This is a genomic window from Pseudomonas sp. B392_1p (genome assembly GCF_052245235.1).
Taxonomy (GTDB): Bacteria; Pseudomonadota; Gammaproteobacteria; order Pseudomonadales; family Pseudomonadaceae; genus Serpens; species Serpens gallinarum.
In genome coordinates, this window is sequence record NZ_JBQPXM010000003.1 from 392,796 (window position 1) to 410,350 (window position 17,555).

Here is a 17,555-nt window from a genome sequence, read left to right on the forward strand (position 1 = left end):
GTCCCAGCCCTTCAACTCAGCCGCGAAGGCGAGCGCCGCACGATCTTGATCGAATAATCCATCTTCGGCTTGCGCGTCACGCTGATGGCCTTGGTCGTCACGGTGTCCAGGGTGATGTTCCAGAATCCGCTACTGGGTACGGTGATCTTCGCCGGGAAACGATCGAACGCCCCACCATGGTAAGTATGCCGCCCGCCGTTCTTGAAGCTGCGAAAGTTCGCATCGTTCATCAGGCGAATGTTGCAGGGCTGCGAGCACTGGATAACGACCAGATCGTCTTCGTTCAAATGCTCGCGTTGGTGTATGAATTTCATCGTCAACTCCACGGGGTGACACAGGGAATCACGCAGGACTCCTGCCTTCCGCTACAGGTCATGCCGCATCGCTCTCAAAAGGCTTGGGGATCGATGCGACACGCCCGCACGTAGGCGGATGCGCGAGATCAGGCGCAGGAATGATTCCTGCGATTTCTGCATAAGGGCAAGCGCAGGCGAAGCCGTGGCATACCGTACCGGCCTTTGCCAGACTGGATACCAGCCCGCTCTGCCGGGGGGCGGCAAGCTTAACGCTGTCCATCGGCTCAGCCTAGTGGTTAGCTTGTCGCCATGGACTGGCTGCTTGCAAAACAACGATCGCGCCGACTGCATACCCACACGATATTCACGGCTTTTGCCAGCGTGCCAATCAGCGTCTAGGCTAACTTGAGTTCGCTACGGAGCCTGCCTTCATGCCCAGCAAGCCGCACGTTAGCAAGCCACCTTCAACCACGCATTCTCAGCGTTCAGCCTGCGGGACACACTGGCTGAGCCGGCCCATACCCGCACGGCTCATTTCTTGCCTAGGACCTCACCCAATTGACCGGATCAACGTAAGGGGCTAGCTGCTTCGCGCCCCGTTAAACGTAGCCGGATAACTGTTACCTGTTACGCACAACGAAAGCACTCTCCGAATACTGAGGTATTTGATCAAGGGAGTTTCAAATGCCGACAACTGTGCCGGTAGCACGCCACGATCAGTATCGCGCGCTAGGCCTCTCCACCCTGGCCTTCACGCTGTGCTTTGCGGTCTGGACGATCTTTTCCATCCTTGGCTTGCAGCTCAAGGGCGACTTCAACCTGACCGATACCCAGCTCGGACTGTTGATGGCCACGCCAGTGCTCACAGGCTCCTTGTCGAGGCCGTTACTGGGCGTGTGGACCGACCGTTTTGGCGGGCGCTGGGTGTTCGGCCTGTTAATGCTGCTGTCCGCGCTGTTCATCTACCTGCTGACTCTGGCCAACAGCTATTACATGCTGCTGCTCGGCGCCCTGGGTGTCGGTCTGGCCGGCGGCGCCTTCAGTGTCGGCGTGGCCTATACCTCGGCTTGGTTCGAGCCTGAGCGCCAGGGCACGGCACTGGGCATTTTCGGCGCTGGCAACGTTGGCGCCGGTCTGACCAACTTTGCGGCGCCCTTCCTGTTGCTGGCGCTGGGCTGGCAGGGCACCGCACTGGTCTACGCCACGGTGCTGGCGATCATGGGCGTCGTCTTCATCGTACTCGCCCGCAACGACCCGCAAAGTGGTGAACGCCACGCCAAGCCTTTGCCATTCAAGGAGCAACTGGCTCCGTTGGGAGAACTGCGGGTCTGGCGTTTCTCGCTCTACTACTTCTTCGTGTTTGGCGGCTTTATCGCCCTCGCCCTCTGGCTGCCCCATTACCTGATGGAGGTCTACGGCCTGAGCCTGGCCGCCGCCGGCATGGTGGCGGCGCTGTACACCGTGCCCGCCTCGGTGTTTCGCATTCTGGGCGGCTGGCTGTCCGACCGCTATGGGGCGCGCCGGGTAATGTACTGGACACTGACCGCCTCGGTGATCAGCACCTTCCTGCTCAGCTACCCGCCGACCCGCTATACCGTCACCGGCGTCGAAGGCGAGTTCAGCTTTTCACTGACCATGAACGTCGTTGCCTTCGCCCTGCTGACCATGGTGCTGGGCTTTTTCATGTCGCTGGGCAAGGCGGCGGTGTTCAAGCACATCCCGGTCTACTACCCCAAGCATGTCGGCATCGTCGGTGGCGTGGTCGGCATGGTTGGCGGCCTGGGCGGTTTTTTCCTACCACTGACGTTCGGCATGCTCAACGACGTAATCGGCATCTGGCAAAGCACCTTCATGCTGATGTTCCTGATTGCTGCTGGCTCCCTGGCCTGGATGCACTATTCGATTCGCCAGGCCGAGCGGGTGGAATGGCCGCAACAACGCGAAACGCGCGACCTGCCGGAACTGTCCACGCCCAACGCCTTCGTGCTGCTCGATTGGCGACCGGAAGACAGCGCCTTCTGGACGACTCAGGGCAAGCGCATCGCCGCCCGCAACCTGTGGATTTCGATCCCCAACCTGCTGCTGGGTTTCGCCATCTGGATGGTCTGGTCAGTGGTGGTGGCCAAACTGCCGCTGCTGGGCTTCGACTACAGCCCCAACCAGCTGTTCTGGCTGGCCGCCCTGCCCGGTTTGTCCGGCGCCACCTTGCGGATTTTCTACAGCTTCATGGTGCCGATCTTCGGTGGCCGGCGCTGGACGGCCCTGTCCACCGGCTCGCTGCTGCTGCCGGCGTTGTGGATCGGTTTCGCGGTGCAGGACCCGGACACGCCTTACCTGATCATGCTGATCCTCGCCTTGCTGTGCGGCCTGGGCGGGGGCAACTTTTCGTCGAGCATGGCCAATATCTCGTTCTTCTTCCCCAAGAGCGAAAAGGGCAAGGCCATGGGCCTCAATGCCGGCTTGGGCAACCTCGGCGTCAGCCTTATGCAGTTCCTGGTGCCGCTGGTGATCACCATGGGGGTGTTCGGCGCGCTGGGCGGCGCGCCCCGACAAACCGCCACGGGCCAGTCGTTGTGGCTGCAGAACGCCGGTTTCATCTGGGTGCCCTTTATCATCATCGCCACGCTGGCCGCCTGGTTCGGCATGAACGACATTGCCAGTGCCAAATCCTCGTTCGCCGACCAACTGGTGATTTTCAAGCGCAAGCACACCTGGCTGATGAGCGTGCTCTATACCGGCACCTTCGGCAGCTTTATCGGCTTTTCCGCCGGTTTTCCCCTGCTGGCTGGCAACCTCTTTCCCTCGGTTGATGTGCTCAAGTTCGCCTTCTTCGGCCCGCTGGTAGGAGCGCTGAGCCGCGCTTTCTCCGGAGGGCTGGCGGACCGGCTCGGCGGTGCCAAGGTCAGCCTGTGGGTATTCGTGGCGATGGCGCTGTGTGTAGTGGGCGTGTTGTTCTTTCTTGGCATCAAGGATCAACCAGGCGCCTTCTGGGGTTTTTTCGGCATGTTCCTGTTGCTGTTCTTCTTCTCCGGCATTGGCAATGCCAGCACCACGCAAATGATTCCGGCGATCTTCCGCACCATGACGCCACGCCTGACGCCGAAGCTGCCCCCCGCAGAACAAGCCATGCAAAGCGAGCGGGAATCCGCCGCCGCCGTCGGCTTCATTTCGGCCATCGCCGCCTATGGCGCCTTCTTCATTCCGAAAGCCTACGGCACCTCGATCAGCATGACCGGCGGCGCCGAGATGGCGTTGTACGGTTTCATCATGTTCTACCTGTTGTGCATCGCGTTGACCTGGTTCTACTACACCCGCCGGAATGCGGAGGTGCCCTGCTGAAGGGTCTGACACCTAGCCACGGGGTGGGCCTGACATCCCGTCGAGGAGGCAAACAAGATGAGTCATTTCATTGACCGCCTGAAGTACTTCACCACCCGCCCGGCAGAGTTTGCCGATGGACATGGCGAAACCCGCGACGAGACCCGTGACTGGGAAGACGGCTACCGTCAGCGCTGGCAATACGACAAGATCGCCCGCTCAACCCACGGGGTGAACTGCACCGGCTCGTGCAGTTGGAAGATTTACGTCAAGAACGGCCTCGTGACCTGGGAAACCCAGCAGACCGACTACCCGCGCACCCGCCCCGACCTGCCCAACCATGAACCGCGCGGCTGCCCGCGCGGCGCCAGTTATTCCTGGTACCTGTACAGCGCTAATCGCCTCAAGTACCCGCTGATTCGCAAGCCATTGATCCAGCTGTGGCGCGCCGCCCTAGCCCGGCACACGGACCCGGTACTGGCCTGGGCGAGTATCGTCGAGAACCCGGACAGCACCAAACAGTACAAGCACGACCGCGGTCTCGGCGGTTTCGTGCGCGCCGACTGGGACGAGATGCAGTCGCTTATCGCCGCCGCCAACGTCTACACCGTCAAGCAATACGGTCCGGATCGAGTGATCGGCTTTTCGCCGATTCCGGCCATGTCCATGGTCAGCTACGCCGCCGGCACCCGCTATCTGTCGCTGATTGGCGGTGTGTGCCTGAGCTTCTATGACTGGTACTGCGACCTGCCGCCCTCCAGCCCGCAAACCTGGGGCGAGCAGACCGACGTGCCGGAATCGGCCGACTGGTACAACTCCGGCTACATCATCGCCTGGGGCTCCAACGTGCCGCAGACGCGCAGCCCCGACGCGCACTTTTTCACCGAGGTGCGCTACAAGGGCACCAAGACCGTGGCCATCACCCCGGACTATGCGGAGGTGTCCAAGCTCTGTGACGAGTGGCTGAGCCCCAAACAGGGTACCGACTCGGCGCTGGCCATCGCCATGGGCCACGTGATCTTCAAGGAATTCCACCTGGAGAACCCCAGCGCCTATTTCACCGATTACGTGCGGCGCTACACCGACATGCCGATCCTGGTGGAGCTGGAAACTCGCGCCGATGGCAGCCTGGTGCCCGGCAAGCAACTGCGCGCCAGCGATATCGCCGACAACCTGGGCCAGGCCAACAATCCCGAATGGAAAACCCTGGCCTGGGACGAGACCGGCGACCGCCTGGTGGTGCCGCGCGGCTCCATCGGCTTTCGCTGGGGCGAGGATGGACAATGGAACCTGGAACCCGTCGATGCGGACGGCAAGGACGTGTCCCTGGCGCTGTCACTGCTTGGCCGTCACGACGAGGTCGCCCGCGTCGGCTTTCCCTATTTCGGCGGCATTCAGCATGCGCACTTTCCCCATACCACCGTGCGTGACGTGCTCTACCACCATGTACCCGCCAAGCGCGTGCAACTGGCCGATGGCCGCCAGGTGCTGGCAGCAACGGTGTTCGACCTGATGGCGGCCAACCATGGCATCGACCGTGGATTGCAGGCCACCGTTGGTGGTTCTGGCGAGGATGACGGCGCCACCGCCTACGAGCAGATCAAACCCTACACGCCGGCCTGGCAGGAGACCATCACCGGCGTGTCCGCCGCCCAATTGACTCGCCTGGCCCGGGAGTTCGCGCAAAACGCGGACAAGACCCGTGGCCGCTCGATGATCATCGTCGGTGCCGGGGTCAACCACTGGTACCACATGGACATGACCTACCGCGGGCTGATCAATCTGTTGATCATGTGCGGCTGTATCGGTCAGACCGGCGGCGGCTGGTCGCACTATGTCGGCCAGGAAAAACTGCGCCCGCAAACCGGCTGGACGCCGCTGGCCTTCGCCCTCGACTGGCACCGCCCGCCGCGCCACATGAACGGCACCTCGTTCTTCTACAACCACTCCAGTCAGTGGCGCTTCGAGAAGCTCAAGGTCAACGAAATCCTCTCGCCCCTGGCGTCGCCGGAGAAGTACAGCGGCAGCCTGATCGACTTCAACGTGCGCGCCGAACGCATGGGCTGGCTGCCCAGCGCGCCGCAGCTCGACCGCAACCCGCTGCGCCTGGCCGCTGAGGCGCAGGCCGCCGGCAAGAGCACGCAGGATTACGTGGTCGATCAACTGAAAAGCGGCGCTCTGCGCTTCGCCTCGGAGGACCCGGACAACCCGGTCAACTTCCCGCGCAACCTGTTCGTCTGGCGTTCTAACCTGCTGGGCTCCTCCGGCAAGGGCCACGAATACATGCTGCGCTACCTGCTGGGCACTCGCCACGATCTGCTGGGCAACGACCTGGGCAAGACCGGCGGCGACAAGCCGGAAGAAGTCGTCTGGCGCGACGAGCCGGGCGAAGGCAAGCTCGACCTGCTGGTGACTCTGGACTTCCGTATGTCCACCACCTGCCTGTATTCGGACATCGTGCTGCCCACAGCCACTTGGTACGAAAAAAACGACCTCAACACGTCGGACATGCACCCCTTCATTCACCCGTTGACCGCCGCCACCGACCCGGCCTGGGAAGCGCGCAGCGACTGGGACATCTACGACGGCATCGCCAAGGCATTCGCCAGGGTGTGCGTCGGTCACTTGGGGGAGGAAACCGACCTAGTCACCCTGCCCCTGCAACACGACTCCCCCAGTGAACTGGCCCAGCCCGAGGTGCGCGACTGGAAGCGCGGCGAATGCGAGGCAATTCCCGGCAAGACCATGCCGTCGCTGGTGGAGGTCAAGCGCAACTACCCGGAAACCTACGAGCGCTTCAGTTCCGTCGGGCCGCTGCTGGACACCATCGGCAATGGTGGCAAGGGCATCGCCTGGAAAACCGAGGAGGAGGTCGACCTGCTTGGCAAGCTCAACTACCGCAAGCAGGAAGGTTCGGCCAAGGGCCGCCCGCGCATCGCCTCGGCGCTGGACGCCGCCGAGATGATCCTCGCCCTGGCGCCGGAAACCAATGGCAACGTGGCGATCAAGGCCTGGGCGGCGCTGTCGAAGATCACCGGCCGCGACCACACGCACCTGGCGCTGCCCAAGGAAGACGAGAAGATCCGCTTTCGCGACCTGGTGTCCCAGCCGCGCAAGATCATCTCCAGCCCCACCTGGTCCGGCCTCGAAGACGAACATGTCTCCTACAACGCCTGCTACACCAACGTGCATGAGCTGATTCCCTGGCGCACGCTTACCGGCCGCCAACAGCTGTACCAGGATCACCCGTGGATGCGCGACTTCGGCGAGAGCCTGATGGTGTATCGCCCGCCCATCGACACCAAGGCGCCGGCTGGCGTGGCCGAACACAAGGCGATCAGCAACGGCAACCCGGAGATCATCCTCAACTGGCTCACCCCTCACCAAAAATGGGGTATCCATTCCACCTACAGCGACAACCTGCTCATGCAAGTGCTCTCGCGGGGCGGACCCATCGTGTGGATGTCGGAGAGTGACGCCAAGAGCATCGGCGTCGAGGACAACGACTGGATCGAGTTGTACAACGCCAACGGCGCGGTGGCCGCCCGCTCGGTGGTCAGCCAGCGGGTCAAGGTGGGCACGGTGATGATGTACCACGCCCAGGAACGCATCCTGAATACCCCCGGCAGCGAGATTTCCGGCACCCGTGGCGGCATCCACAACTCGGTGACCCGCGTGTGTCCCAAACCCACCCACATGATCGGCGGCTACGCGCAGCTCTCCTATGGCTTCAACTATTACGGCACCGTCGGCTCCAACCGCGACGAGTTCGTCATCGTGCGCAAGATGAAAAACGTCAATTGGCTGGATGGCGAAGGCAACGACTACACCCAGGAGGCCGTTAAATGAAAATCCGTTCGCAAGTCGGCATGGTGATGAACCTGGACAAGTGCATCGGTTGCCACACCTGTTCGGTCACCTGCAAAAACGTCTGGACCAGCCGCGAAGGCATCGAATACGCCTGGTACAACAACGTCGAGACCAAGCCGGGCATCGGCTATCCCAAGGAATGGGCCAACCAGAAGAAATGGCGCGGCGGCTGGGTGCGCAACGCGGACGGCTCGATCAACCCGCGCATCGGCGGCAAATGGCGGGTGTTGGCGAATATCTTCGCCAACCCCGATCTGCCGGAGATCGACGACTACTACGAACCCTTCACCTTCGACTACCAGCACCTGCACACCGCCAAGGCCGGCGAGCATCAACCGACCGCCAGGCCGCGCTCGCGCATCTCCGGGCAACGCATGAACAAGATCGAATGGGGACCCAACTGGGAGGAAATTCTCGGCACTGAGTTCGCCAAGCGGCGCAAGGATGTCAACTTCGAGCGCATCGAAGCCGACATTTATGGCCAGTTCGAAAACACCTTCATGATGTACCTGCCGCGCCTGTGCGAGCACTGCCTGAACCCCAGCTGCGTGGCGTCCTGCCCGAGCGGCGCGATCTACAAGCGCGAGGAAGACGGCATCGTGCTGATCGACCAGGACAAGTGCCGTGGCTGGCGCATGTGCATTTCCGGCTGCCCGTACAAGAAGATCTATTACAACTGGAAGAGCGGCAAATCCGAGAAATGCATCTTCTGCTTCCCGCGCATCGAGGTCGGCCAGCCGACGGTCTGTTCGGAAACCTGCGTGGGCCGCATCCGCTACCTAGGCGTGCTGCTGTATGACGCCGACCGCATCGGCGAAGTGGCTGCCGCGCCGGATGAGCGCGACCTGTACCGGCGCCAGTGCGATATCTTCCTCGACCCCCATGACCCGGCGATCATCGCCCAGGCGCGCAAGGACGGCGTGACCGACAACGTGATCAAGGCCGCGCAGGCCTCGCCGGTGTACAAGCTGGCCATGGACTGGGGCCTGGCGCTGCCGCTGCACCCGGAGTTCCGCACCCTGCCGATGGTCTGGTACGTGCCGCCGCTGTCGCCCATTCAATCCGCTGCCGAGGCCGGGCACATCGAGTTCGACGGCGTGCTGCCGAAGATCGAGTCGCTGCGCATTCCGGTGCGCTACCTGGCCAACATGCTCACCGCCGGCGACGAGGCGCCGGTGGTGCTGGCCCTTAAGCGCCTGATGGCCATGCGCGTGTACATGCGCGGCAAGCACGTGGACGGCGTGCTCAACACCGACGTGCTCGATCAGGTCGGCCTCAGCCAGGCGCAGGTCGAGGACATGTACCGCTACCTGGCCATCGCCAACTATGAGGATCGCTTCGTGATCCCCACCGCCCACCGGGAAATGGCGCGCGACGCCTACCCCGAACGCAACGGTTGCGGCTTCACCTTCGGCAACGGCTGCCAGGGCGGCAAGAACCAGACCAGTCTGTTCGGCGGCAAAAAAGCCACCACCACCTTGGTCAAACCGGTGGAAAGCTTCGACCCCCTGGAGGACATGCGCCATGAATAGTCCAGCCAGCGTCACCCTCGAGACCACTCAAGGCCTGCGCAGCCTGCGTGTCTTGGCTCGGCTGCTCGACTATCCAACGGCCGACCTGCAGCAAGCGGCCGACGAACTGGCAAGCATCCTGACGGGCGAAGCGCGCCTGGATACCCACCTGCGCGCGCGCTTTGCCGACTGGTGTCTGCACCTGGCCCAGGCCCCGCTGCTGGATCTGCAGGCCGAGTATGTCGAGCTGTTCGACCGCGGGCGCGCCACCTCGCTGTTGCTGTTCGAGCATGTGCACGGCGAGTCCCGCGCCCGTGGCCAGGCGATGGTCGACCTGCTGGCCGAATACGAAGCCGCTGGTTTTGCCCTGGACGCCCGCGAACTGCCGGATCACCTGCCATTGTTCCTCGAATACCTGTCGACCCGTGACGAACAGGAGATTGGCCGCTGGCTGGGTGAGATCAGCCACATCCTCGCCCTGCTTACCGCGCGTTTGGAGGAGCGCAACGCCCTGCATGCCTTGGTGCCCCACGCGTTGCTCGCGCTGATTGGCGCCACCGAGCAGATCGACCAGCACCGTCCGACCGTGGCCGCCGAGGAGCCGGACCACACGCCACAGGCGCTGGATCAAGTCTGGGAAGAAGAAGTCGTGCGCTTTTCGGCCACGTCCGACGAAGACTGCGCGCTGCAATCGGCCGAAGGGCGCCGCCTGGCCGAACGCAAATACGCGTCGACCCCGCAGGTCGTCAACGTCATGCCCGCCAGCCCGTCGTCGCCAGCGACCGACAGTCACCAGTAGGAGCGCCGCCATGTTCGCCGAATACCTGCATTACCTGATCTACGGCTATTACCCCTACCTAGCCGGCACCGTGTTTCTGGTTGGCAGCCTGCTGCGCTACGACCACGGGCAGTACACCTGGAAGGCGCACTCCAGCCAGATCCTGTCGAAAAAGAACATGCGCCTGGCCAGCAACCTGTTCCATGTCGGCATGCTGGTGATCTTCTTCGGCCACCTGTTCGGCATGCTCACGCCCCACTGGATCTACGGACGCTTCATCAGCGCAGGCGACAAGCAACTGTTGGCCATCATCATCGGCGGCATCGCCGGGGCCATGGTGATCGTGGGCGGCGGCATGCTGCTGTACCGGCGCTTTTTCAATCCCCGTGTCAGGGCAACGTCGGGGGCGATGGACAACCTGATCCTGGTGCTGATCGTGTTCCAGGCCTGCCTGGGCATGGTCACCATCATCTTTTCCCTCGGCCACCTGGAGGGCGACGTGATGCTTACCCTGGCCTCTTGGGCGCAGGCTATCGTGTTCTTCAACGGCAGCGCGGCGAACTACCTGGAAGAAGTCTCGTGGATCTACAAAGTGCACATCTTTGTAGGCCTGACCATCATCTTCCTGTTCCCCTTCACCCGGCTGGTGCATGTCTGGAGCATTCCGCTGGGCTACTTGGGGCGTAATTACCAGATCGTGCGCAAACGCGGCTGAGTGGGAGATTTGTGATGGAACTGATCGATATCAAAACCCTGCAGGACGCGCCTGCGCCGGTTATTCGTGTCGGCCTGGTGGAGTTCGGCGAAGCGGAAATCGCCCGGGAAACACCCTTCCACCCGGCCGCCTCGCTGGCCGAAGCCCAGCTCCAGGCGGCCCGCGCGCTAGTGGTGCGCGAACTGCTCAGCCAGCGCGCCGCAGAGCTGGGGTTGCCGCCGGTGGTGGATGCCGAGGGGCAAGAAAACGATGAAGCCATGGCCGTTCTGCTGGAGCATGAGCTGGAGGTGCCGGAACCCGACGATGCAGCCTGCCTACGCTTTTTCGAGACCCACCGGCAGCGCTTTTCTACACCCGCCAGGTTGCGGGTGCGGCATATCCTGCTTGCGGCAGCCCCGGACGATCCCCGTGCCCGCGACGCCCAATACCGCCTCGGCCAGAAGCTGCTGCGCCAACTGAACGATGCGCCGGGGCGTTTCACTGAACTGGCTCAGCGTTATTCGGCCTGCCCGTCCAAGGAGGATGGCGGTGAACTGGGCTGGCTCGGCGCCGGGCAAACGGTCGCCGAACTGGATCGCGCCCTGCAGCATTTGCCAGAAGGGTTGCATGATCGCCCGCTGGCCTCGCGCTACGGCTGGCACCTCATCAGCATTGATGAGCGTCACGAAGCCCGTCCACTGCCTTACGAACAGGTTGCCGAGCGGGTACGCCATAGCCTGCGCGAACAGGCTACTCGCCGTGCCCTGCGCCATTATCTGTTGGCACTGGAAGAGGAAATCGGTGTCGAGGGCCTGCGTTTGGATGGCGATGCGGACGGTAGCCTGATGCAGTGAGGCCACCTGGGTAGGGCCTTGTAGGTCATTGCCCGCAAAGCCCCGTTGCGGGTTAGCTTTCCGCTCTGCGCCATCCTTTTGGAATATACCGGTGGAGCAGCTCCCCTCATGCGAGGGTGGGGGCACCTATACATGTCGGCAAAATGGCTAACCATCGGCACCCTGCTTGGCGTGAGCATCGGTGCGCTAATGGGCAACATCACACTGGGCATCGGTATTGGCATTGCCCTGGGCATCGCGCTGGAGATTATGCAGCGCCCCGGCGATCGTTGACTCCGGTCATGGCACCTCTCCGAACAGAGCGGACAATGCCTGAATGTCAGCCTTGAGATGTCCGCATGAAACCCATCAAGATCGGTTATCTGGCCCTGCTGCTGGTTCTTACCGGGCTCTGGCTGCTGGCCGATCCACTGCTGCCGGCCAACTTCGGCTATTTCGATGTGCGCCATATGCTGGTGACTTACACCGGCATCGTCGGCATCGGTGTGATGAGTATTGGCATGCTGCTGGCGCTGCGACCGGTAATCATTGAGCCGCTGTTCGGCGGCCTGGACAAGACCTACCGGCTGCACAAGTGGCTGGGCATTACCGGTCTGGTGGTATCGATCATCCACTGGCTATGGGCCCAAGGCACCAAATGGGCGGTGGGCTGGGGCCTGTTGACCAAGCCACGCAAGGGTCCGCAGCCTGAACAGGCGGTTGAGCTGTTCCGCTTCTTCCGCAGCCAGCGCGGCCTGGCCGAAAGCATTGGCGAATGGGCGTTCTACGCACTGGTCGTGCTGGTCGCTTTGGCGCTGCTCAAACGCTTTCCCTACCGGCATTTCTTCAAGACTCACCGTTTGCTGGCGCTGGTCTACCTGGCGCTGGTCGTGCATTCGGTGGTGCTGATGCCGTTCGATTTCTGGAGCGCACCCATCGGCCTGCTGATGCTGGCCCTGATGGCCGGCGGCACCGTTGCCGCCTCTGTCTCGCTGTTCCACCGCGTCGGTTACAAGCGCCGCGTCGTGGGAGAAATCGAGGAAGTGCTGCACCACCGCGACAACCGCGTGCTGAAGTTCGCCCTCATGCTGAAAGACCGCTGGCCCGGCCATCAGGCCGGTCAGTTCGCCTTCGTGACCCTCGACCCGCACGAAGGCGCCCACCCGTACACCATCTCCTCGGCCTGGCACGGCGATGGCCGCATGTTTTTCCTGGTCAAGGGACTGGGTGACTACACCAACACACTGCCCGACACCGTGAAGGTCGGCGATCTGGTCAGCATTGAAGGGCCCTATGGTCGGTTCGACTTCAGCTGCGGCAAGTCGCGCCAGATCTGGGTTGCCGGCGGTATCGGCATCACCCCGTTCATTGCTCGCCTGCTGGCGCTGGCCAAGCAGCCGGATGGCAAGGACATCGATCTGTTCTACAGCACCAACGAGCCGGATGAAGGGTTTATCGAACGGGTTCGCCAGCTTGCGCAACGCGCCGGGGTACGCCTGCACCTGCTGGTGACAACCCGAGACGGCCGGCTGGACGGTGAGCGCATCCGTCGTCTGGTGCCGGAATGGTCGGCGGCGACGTTCTGGTTCTGCGGCCCGGCCGGCTTCGGACAGGCGCTGAGGGAGGATTTCAAGGCCCAAGGCCTGGCCGAAGCCGACTTCCATCAGGAGCTGTTCGACATGCGCTGAAGCCCACGCCTGCCCTGCAGAGCGGTTCGATTACGCCCTGATTGGTGCACGCGCACGTTATCAGGAGGTGGCAATCGAGCTTCCGCTCTGCCGGGCTAGCGCACTACGGGTGATCTCCGGGTCCAGTTCGGCCAGGGCCTGGAACTGGCTGACGAACACCCGCCCACCGAAACAGTGGAGAAATTCCGAGCGCCTGAGTCGGTCCATAACCGGCCCCTTGACTTCGGACAGATGCAGCTGGATACCGGCGGTCCGCAGCCGCTCGACGATCATTTCCAGGCTTTCCAGAGCGCTGGCGTCGATCAGGTTGACGCCCGAGCACATCAGGACCAGGTGCTCGATCGCCGGCTGCTGGGCCACCAGCTCGGTGATGCGCTCCTCCAGGTAGCGGGCATTGGGGAAGTACAGGCTCTCATCCACCCGCAGCGACAGCACCTTCGGGCTTTGCACCACCTCGAAGCGCTCGACGTTGCGAAAATGCTCACTGCCCGGCAACTGTCCCACCACCGCCATGTGCGGCCGACTGGTACGCCAGAGAAACAACAGCAGCGACAGACCCATGCCGAGCAACACACCCACCTCAACGCCAACCAGCAACACGCCAAGCAGCGTGGCGAGCTGAGCGGCGCCATCCTGCCGCGAATAGCGCCAGGTACGGCGCAAGGAGCGAAGGTCCACCAGCTTCAACACGGCGACGATGATGGTCGCCGCCAGCACCGCCTGCGGCAGATCGCGCAGCCAGGGGGTGAAGAACAGCACACCCACGGCCATGGCGAAAGCGCTGAACACCCCGGCCATCGGGGTGCGGGCGCCGGCGTCGAAGTTGACCACGGAGCGAGAAAAGCCTCCCGTGACGGGCAGACCTCCCGCCACTGCAGCCGCCAGATTGGCCGCACCGAGCCCGGCCAGTTCATTGTTCGGATCGATGCGCTCACGGCGGCGGGCTGCCAGACTTTGCCCCACCGACACCGACTCGACGAAGCCGACCAGGCTGATCAGCAGCGCCGCTGGCAATAGCTGACGCGCCAACATCCAGTCCCACTCCGGCAACTGCGGCACCGGCAAGCCCCGGGGAATTTCACCCACCACCGCTACGCCCTGCTGCGCCAGGCCCAGCCCGCCGACCACCGCAATCGACAGCACCAGCAGCAACGCCGGCATGATCCGGCTCCAGGTGACGGACCCGCCGTGCCGCCGCAGCAGCTCCGTAAACGGCGCGCCAGCCCACCACAGCAGCGCCAGGCTGACGACGCCGAGAATCAGCGTCGGCATGTGCAGCTGCGGCAGCAGGATCAACAGACGCGGCAGTAGCTCCGGCAATGTCGAGCCCTGCAGGGGTATGCCAAACAGGTGGCGTAACTGGCTCAGGACAATCAGCAGTGCCGAAGCGGTTATGAAGCCGGAAATCACCGGATGACTGAGAAAACTGGCCAGAAAGCCCAAACGCAACACGGCCATGCCGACCAGCAGCAACCCGGACAGCAGCGCCAGCAGCAGCGCGGCGCCGTGGTACTCGGCACTGCCCGGAACGAACAAGGGCGTCAGCGCGGCGGCCGTCATCAGCGAAATCACCGCCACCGGCCCCACCGCCAGGGTGCGGCTGGAGCCAAACAGCGCATAGGCGATCAACGGCAAGATGCTGGCGTACAGACCCGCCTGCGGCGGCAGCCCGGCCAGCAGCGCATACGCCAGGCTTTGCGGGATCAGCATCAAGGTGACGATCAGCGCCGCCAGTCCATCCTGAAGCGCGGTTTCCCGACGGTAGCCGGGAAGCCAGTGCCTGAAGGGGAACCAGCGGCGCACGTTCATCGGTGTACCTCAGAGCTGGTTCAGCGGGATTTTCAGGTAACGCACGCCGTTGTCTTCCGCCGGCGGCAGCTCGCCGGCGCGCATGTTGACCTGCACCGAAGGCAGGATCAGCACCGGCATGTCCAGCGTGGCATCACGCGCCTGGCGCATGGTCACGAACTGGTCCTCGCTGACGCCCTGATGGGCTTGCACATTGCGCTGACGCTGTTCGCCCACGGTGCTCTGGTAGTGATGCTCGGTGCGCCCCTCCGGCAGGTAGTCGTGGCACATGAACAATCGGGTGTCGTCAGGCAGTTCAAACAGGCGCTGGATCGATTGATACAGGGCACGTGCGTCTCCGCCGGGAAAGTCGCAGCGGGCGGTCCCGTAGTCCGGCATGAACAGCGTGTCACCGACGAAAGCGGCATCGTCAATCAAGTAGGTCATGCACGCAGGCGTATGTCCCGGCGTGTGAAGGGCACGCGCTTCGAGAGAACCAATTGCAAAGCGCTCGCCATCGGCGAACAGGCGGTCGAACTGACTGCCGTCCGTGGCAAAGCCGGCCTCGGCGTTGAACAGCGGGCCGAAGGTCCGTTGTACCTGGGAGATCTGCGCGCCAATGGCCAGCGTGCCGCCGAGCGTCGAGCGGATATAGGCCGCCGCGGAGAGATGGTCGGCATGCACGTGGGTTTCCAGCAGCCACTCCACCTGCAGCTCGTGTTCGCGCACATAGGCAATCAGCCTGTCGGCGCTGGCATGGGAGGTGCGGCCCGAAGCCGGGTCGTAATCCAGCACCGGATCGACGATGGCACAGCGGTCTGTGGCCGGGTCACTGACCACATAGCTGTACGTGTAGGTAGCGGGGTCGAAAAACGCCTCGATGACCGGTTGCATGCCTTCCTCTCCTCCTGGGACCTAAACCGCCAACTCGGTGTGCAGACGGGTGCCGTTCAGCAGGTTGTCCGCCAGCGGGCAGCGCCGCTCAACTTCATGCATAAACTCCAGTTTCTCTTCATGGCTCAGGTCCGCATCGATGTCGACGCGCACGCGCACGTCCTGAAAGCCGGGCCGTACGGTTTTATCGCGGCCCAGCAGGCCGGCCGGGTCGTAGTCCGCCTCGATCTCGAAGCGCATGCCGCGCAGTTCGATCTTGCGCTGGTGCGCCAGGAAACGCCCGATGGTGCCGAAGCAGCCGCCCAGCGCCGCCAGGATCAACTCCAGCGGACTCGGGCCGGTATCGGTGCCGAACGCCGCACGCGGCTGGTCGATCAGCACCTGATGATTGCCGCAGGTCATGTCGATGGCGAAGCCGTTACCCATGCTGCCCTGAACACTGATGGTTTTCATGATCATTCCTTGTTGGCAGGTGCGCTTCAGGAGCGCTTGCAGGTGTTCTTGCAGGTGCTGATGCCGAGCAGTGGATACGCGGGGCAGAAGCGGAACAGTCCGGTGACCAGCGGCAGCACGCCGATCCAGCCCCACCAGCCGATCACACCGAACAGGCTCAGGGCGATGAGCAATACGCCAATGGCAATGCGCAGCGTGCGATCCAGGGTTCCCACATTGATTTTCATAGCGACCTCCAGGTCATCAGGCGCGCCGGCGTTCCAGCGCAGAAAACAGCCACATTCCCGTGAACATGGCGAACACAAATAGCAGGATCTGCCAGTAGCCGGTCAGCACTAGCGCCACGGCCGGTCCCGGACAGATGCCGGCAATCCCCCAGCCGATGCCGAACAGCAGGCTGCCGCCGATCAGGCGACGATCCAGCTCGCGCTTCTGGGGCAGATGCATGGGAGCGCCCAGCAGCGAACGGCTCTGTCGGCGCGCCCAGGTGAAGGGCACAAAAGCCACGGCGACCGCGCCGCCCATGACCAGCGCCAGCGACGGGTCCCAGTGGCCGGCCAGATCAAGAAAGCCGATGACCTTGGCCGGATCGGCCATGCCCGACAGCAGCAAACCAATGCCGAACAGCAATCCGGCGGCAAAAGCAGTCACTTTGCGCATATCAGCCTCCCCACAGATGACGCAGGACGAACACCGTGACAAACCCGCTGGCCATGAACGCAGCGGTCGCGGCCATGGAACGGGGCGACAGGCGGGAAATGCCACACACGCCATGACCGCTGGTGCAGCCGGAGCCATACCGGGTGCCTACCCCGACCAGCACGCCGGCCACCAGCAGGCCCAACCCGTTGGTCTGGAATTGCGGCACCGGCAGGGCGGAGAAGACCAGCCACAACAGCGGCGCGACCAGGATCCCCAGCAGAAACAGGCCTTTTTCGCCGCGCCCTTCGCCGCCCCGCTCCAGCAGGCTGGCGAGCAAGCCGCTGATGCCGGCGATACGGCCGTTCAACATCACGAACAGACCGGCGCCCAGGCCGATCAGCGCGCCTCCGGCCAATGAAGACCAGGGCGTGAAATGTGCCCAATCAATGATCATGTCGACTCCTTGGCGCAAAACAGTTGATACAGGGTGGAAATTACCGCCAGCGCCTCGGGGCTGCTGATCCGGTAGTAAATCTGCTTGCCCTCGCGGCGGGTCTCCACCAGACCTTCACGACGCAACACGCCCAGTTGCTGGGAGAGCGTCGGCTGCTGGATACCCAGCAAGGCTTCCAGTTCACTCACGTTGCGTTCGCCTTGGGACAACTGACAGAGCAGCAGCAAACGGTCGGGATTGGCTAACGCCTTCAGCAACTGGCCGGCGCTGTCGGCATTGGCGCGCAGTTTCTCGATGTCCAGGGAAATGGTATGGGTAGTCATGTTGCCTCGCTCA

16 protein-coding genes are annotated in these 17,555 nt (G+C 63.1%); 8 read left to right on the plus strand and 8 right to left on the minus strand.

Annotation, left to right across the window (positions count from 1 at the left end):
* Positions 1–11 precede the first annotated feature (11 nt).
* Positions 12–314, minus strand: a complete 303-nt coding sequence (locus tag ACTV8E_RS06395) for a DUF1883 domain-containing protein (RefSeq protein ID WP_273538738.1) — start codon at positions 312–314, stop codon at positions 12–14.
* A 666-nt stretch (positions 315–980) separates the two neighbouring features.
* Between ACTV8E_RS06395 and ACTV8E_RS06400 the strand changes: the two genes are divergently transcribed.
* The 8 genes from ACTV8E_RS06400 (at position 981) to ACTV8E_RS06435 (ending at position 12,988) form a co-directional block, all read left to right on the plus strand.
* On the plus strand, positions 981–3,635 hold the full coding sequence (locus tag ACTV8E_RS06400) for a nitrate/nitrite transporter (protein ID WP_443198929.1): 2,655 nt from the start codon (positions 981–983) through the stop codon (positions 3,633–3,635).
* A gap of 57 nt (positions 3,636–3,692) precedes the next feature.
* Positions 3,693–7,463, plus strand: coding sequence for a nitrate reductase subunit alpha (locus ACTV8E_RS06405; RefSeq protein WP_443198930.1), 3,771 nt, complete (start codon positions 3,693–3,695; stop codon positions 7,461–7,463).
* Positions 7,460–9,016 (plus strand): nitrate reductase subunit beta, encoded by a 1,557-nt coding sequence (gene narH, locus ACTV8E_RS06410; protein WP_443198931.1) that lies wholly within the window; start codon positions 7,460–7,462, stop codon positions 9,014–9,016. The genes ACTV8E_RS06405 and narH overlap by 4 nt, the downstream gene beginning before the upstream one ends.
* The gene (gene narJ / locus ACTV8E_RS06415) at positions 9,009–9,794 is read left to right on the plus strand and encodes a nitrate reductase molybdenum cofactor assembly chaperone (RefSeq protein WP_443198932.1); all 786 of its coding nucleotides are present in this window, start codon (positions 9,009–9,011) and stop codon (positions 9,792–9,794) included. Before narH ends, narJ begins: the two co-directional genes overlap by 8 nt.
* Before the next feature lie 10 nt (positions 9,795–9,804).
* On the plus strand, positions 9,805–10,488 hold the full coding sequence (gene narI / locus ACTV8E_RS06420) for a respiratory nitrate reductase subunit gamma (RefSeq protein ID WP_443198933.1): 684 nt from the start codon (positions 9,805–9,807) through the stop codon (positions 10,486–10,488).
* Positions 10,489–10,502: 14 nt separating this feature from the next.
* Positions 10,503–11,321 (plus strand): peptidylprolyl isomerase, encoded by an 819-nt coding sequence (locus ACTV8E_RS06425; protein WP_443198934.1) that lies wholly within the window; start codon positions 10,503–10,505, stop codon positions 11,319–11,321.
* Between the two features lie 132 nt (positions 11,322–11,453).
* Positions 11,454–11,594, plus strand: coding sequence for a hypothetical protein (locus ACTV8E_RS06430; protein WP_443198935.1), 141 nt, complete (start codon positions 11,454–11,456; stop codon positions 11,592–11,594).
* A gap of 65 nt (positions 11,595–11,659) precedes the next feature.
* A complete protein-coding gene (locus tag ACTV8E_RS06435; RefSeq protein WP_443198936.1) occupies positions 11,660–12,988 on the plus strand; it encodes a ferredoxin reductase family protein in 1,329 nt (442 codons plus the stop codon).
* A 60-nt stretch (positions 12,989–13,048) separates the two neighbouring features.
* Here ACTV8E_RS06435 and ACTV8E_RS06440 read toward each other — a convergent pair whose 3' ends face one another.
* Genes ACTV8E_RS06440 through ACTV8E_RS06470 form a run of 7 tightly spaced genes read right to left on the minus strand, consistent with a single transcriptional unit; the run spans position 13,049 to position 17,542 of the window.
* Positions 13,049–14,797: a SulP family inorganic anion transporter gene (locus ACTV8E_RS06440; protein WP_443198937.1), complete on the minus strand. Its 1,749-nt coding sequence runs from the start codon at positions 14,795–14,797 to the stop codon at positions 13,049–13,051.
* Positions 14,798–14,806: 9 nt separating this feature from the next.
* Positions 14,807–15,670, minus strand: coding sequence for an MBL fold metallo-hydrolase (locus tag ACTV8E_RS06445; RefSeq protein WP_443198938.1), 864 nt, complete (start codon positions 15,668–15,670; stop codon positions 14,807–14,809).
* 21 nt (positions 15,671–15,691) lie between these two features.
* Complete coding sequence (locus ACTV8E_RS06450; RefSeq protein WP_443198939.1) at positions 15,692–16,129, minus strand: OsmC family protein; 438 nt, start codon at positions 16,127–16,129, stop codon at positions 15,692–15,694.
* A gap of 20 nt (positions 16,130–16,149) precedes the next feature.
* Complete coding sequence (locus ACTV8E_RS06455; RefSeq protein WP_443198940.1) at positions 16,150–16,350, minus strand: YgaP family membrane protein; 201 nt, start codon at positions 16,348–16,350, stop codon at positions 16,150–16,152.
* Positions 16,351–16,366: 16 nt separating this feature from the next.
* A complete protein-coding gene (locus ACTV8E_RS06460) occupies positions 16,367–16,783 on the minus strand; it encodes a DUF6691 family protein (RefSeq protein ID WP_443198941.1) in 417 nt (138 codons plus the stop codon).
* Position 16,784: 1 nt separating this feature from the next.
* The gene (locus tag ACTV8E_RS06465; RefSeq protein ID WP_443198942.1) at positions 16,785–17,219 is read right to left on the minus strand and encodes a YeeE/YedE family protein; all 435 of its coding nucleotides are present in this window, start codon (positions 17,217–17,219) and stop codon (positions 16,785–16,787) included.
* Complete coding sequence (locus ACTV8E_RS06470; RefSeq protein ID WP_443198943.1) at positions 17,216–17,542, minus strand: ArsR/SmtB family transcription factor; 327 nt, start codon at positions 17,540–17,542, stop codon at positions 17,216–17,218. Before ACTV8E_RS06470 ends, ACTV8E_RS06465 begins: the two co-directional genes overlap by 4 nt.
* Positions 17,543–17,555: the final 13 nt, after the last annotated feature.

Coding starts and splice junctions, on each gene's coding strand:
- ACTV8E_RS06395 (WP_273538738.1), bottom strand. CDS start 314: ATGAAATTCATACACCAACGCGAGCATTTGAACGAAGACGATCTGGTC.
- ACTV8E_RS06400 (WP_443198929.1), top strand. CDS start 981: ATGCCGACAACTGTGCCGGTAGCACGCCACGATCAGTATCGCGCGCTA.
- ACTV8E_RS06405 (WP_443198930.1), top strand. CDS start 3,693: ATGAGTCATTTCATTGACCGCCTGAAGTACTTCACCACCCGCCCGGCA.
- narH (WP_443198931.1), top strand. CDS start 7,460: ATGAAAATCCGTTCGCAAGTCGGCATGGTGATGAACCTGGACAAGTGC.
- narJ (WP_443198932.1), top strand. CDS start 9,009: ATGAATAGTCCAGCCAGCGTCACCCTCGAGACCACTCAAGGCCTGCGC.
- narI (WP_443198933.1), top strand. CDS start 9,805: ATGTTCGCCGAATACCTGCATTACCTGATCTACGGCTATTACCCCTAC.
- ACTV8E_RS06425 (WP_443198934.1), top strand. CDS start 10,503: ATGGAACTGATCGATATCAAAACCCTGCAGGACGCGCCTGCGCCGGTT.
- ACTV8E_RS06430 (WP_443198935.1), top strand. CDS start 11,454: ATGTCGGCAAAATGGCTAACCATCGGCACCCTGCTTGGCGTGAGCATC.
- ACTV8E_RS06435 (WP_443198936.1), top strand. CDS start 11,660: ATGAAACCCATCAAGATCGGTTATCTGGCCCTGCTGCTGGTTCTTACC.
- ACTV8E_RS06440 (WP_443198937.1), bottom strand. CDS start 14,797: ATGAACGTGCGCCGCTGGTTCCCCTTCAGGCACTGGCTTCCCGGCTAC.
- ACTV8E_RS06445 (WP_443198938.1), bottom strand. CDS start 15,670: ATGCAACCGGTCATCGAGGCGTTTTTCGACCCCGCTACCTACACGTAC.
- ACTV8E_RS06450 (WP_443198939.1), bottom strand. CDS start 16,129: ATGATCATGAAAACCATCAGTGTTCAGGGCAGCATGGGTAACGGCTTC.
- ACTV8E_RS06455 (WP_443198940.1), bottom strand. CDS start 16,350: ATGAAAATCAATGTGGGAACCCTGGATCGCACGCTGCGCATTGCCATT.
- ACTV8E_RS06460 (WP_443198941.1), bottom strand. CDS start 16,783: ATGCGCAAAGTGACTGCTTTTGCCGCCGGATTGCTGTTCGGCATTGGT.
- ACTV8E_RS06465 (WP_443198942.1), bottom strand. CDS start 17,219: ATGATCATTGATTGGGCACATTTCACGCCCTGGTCTTCATTGGCCGGA.
- ACTV8E_RS06470 (WP_443198943.1), bottom strand. CDS start 17,542: ATGACTACCCATACCATTTCCCTGGACATCGAGAAACTGCGCGCCAAT.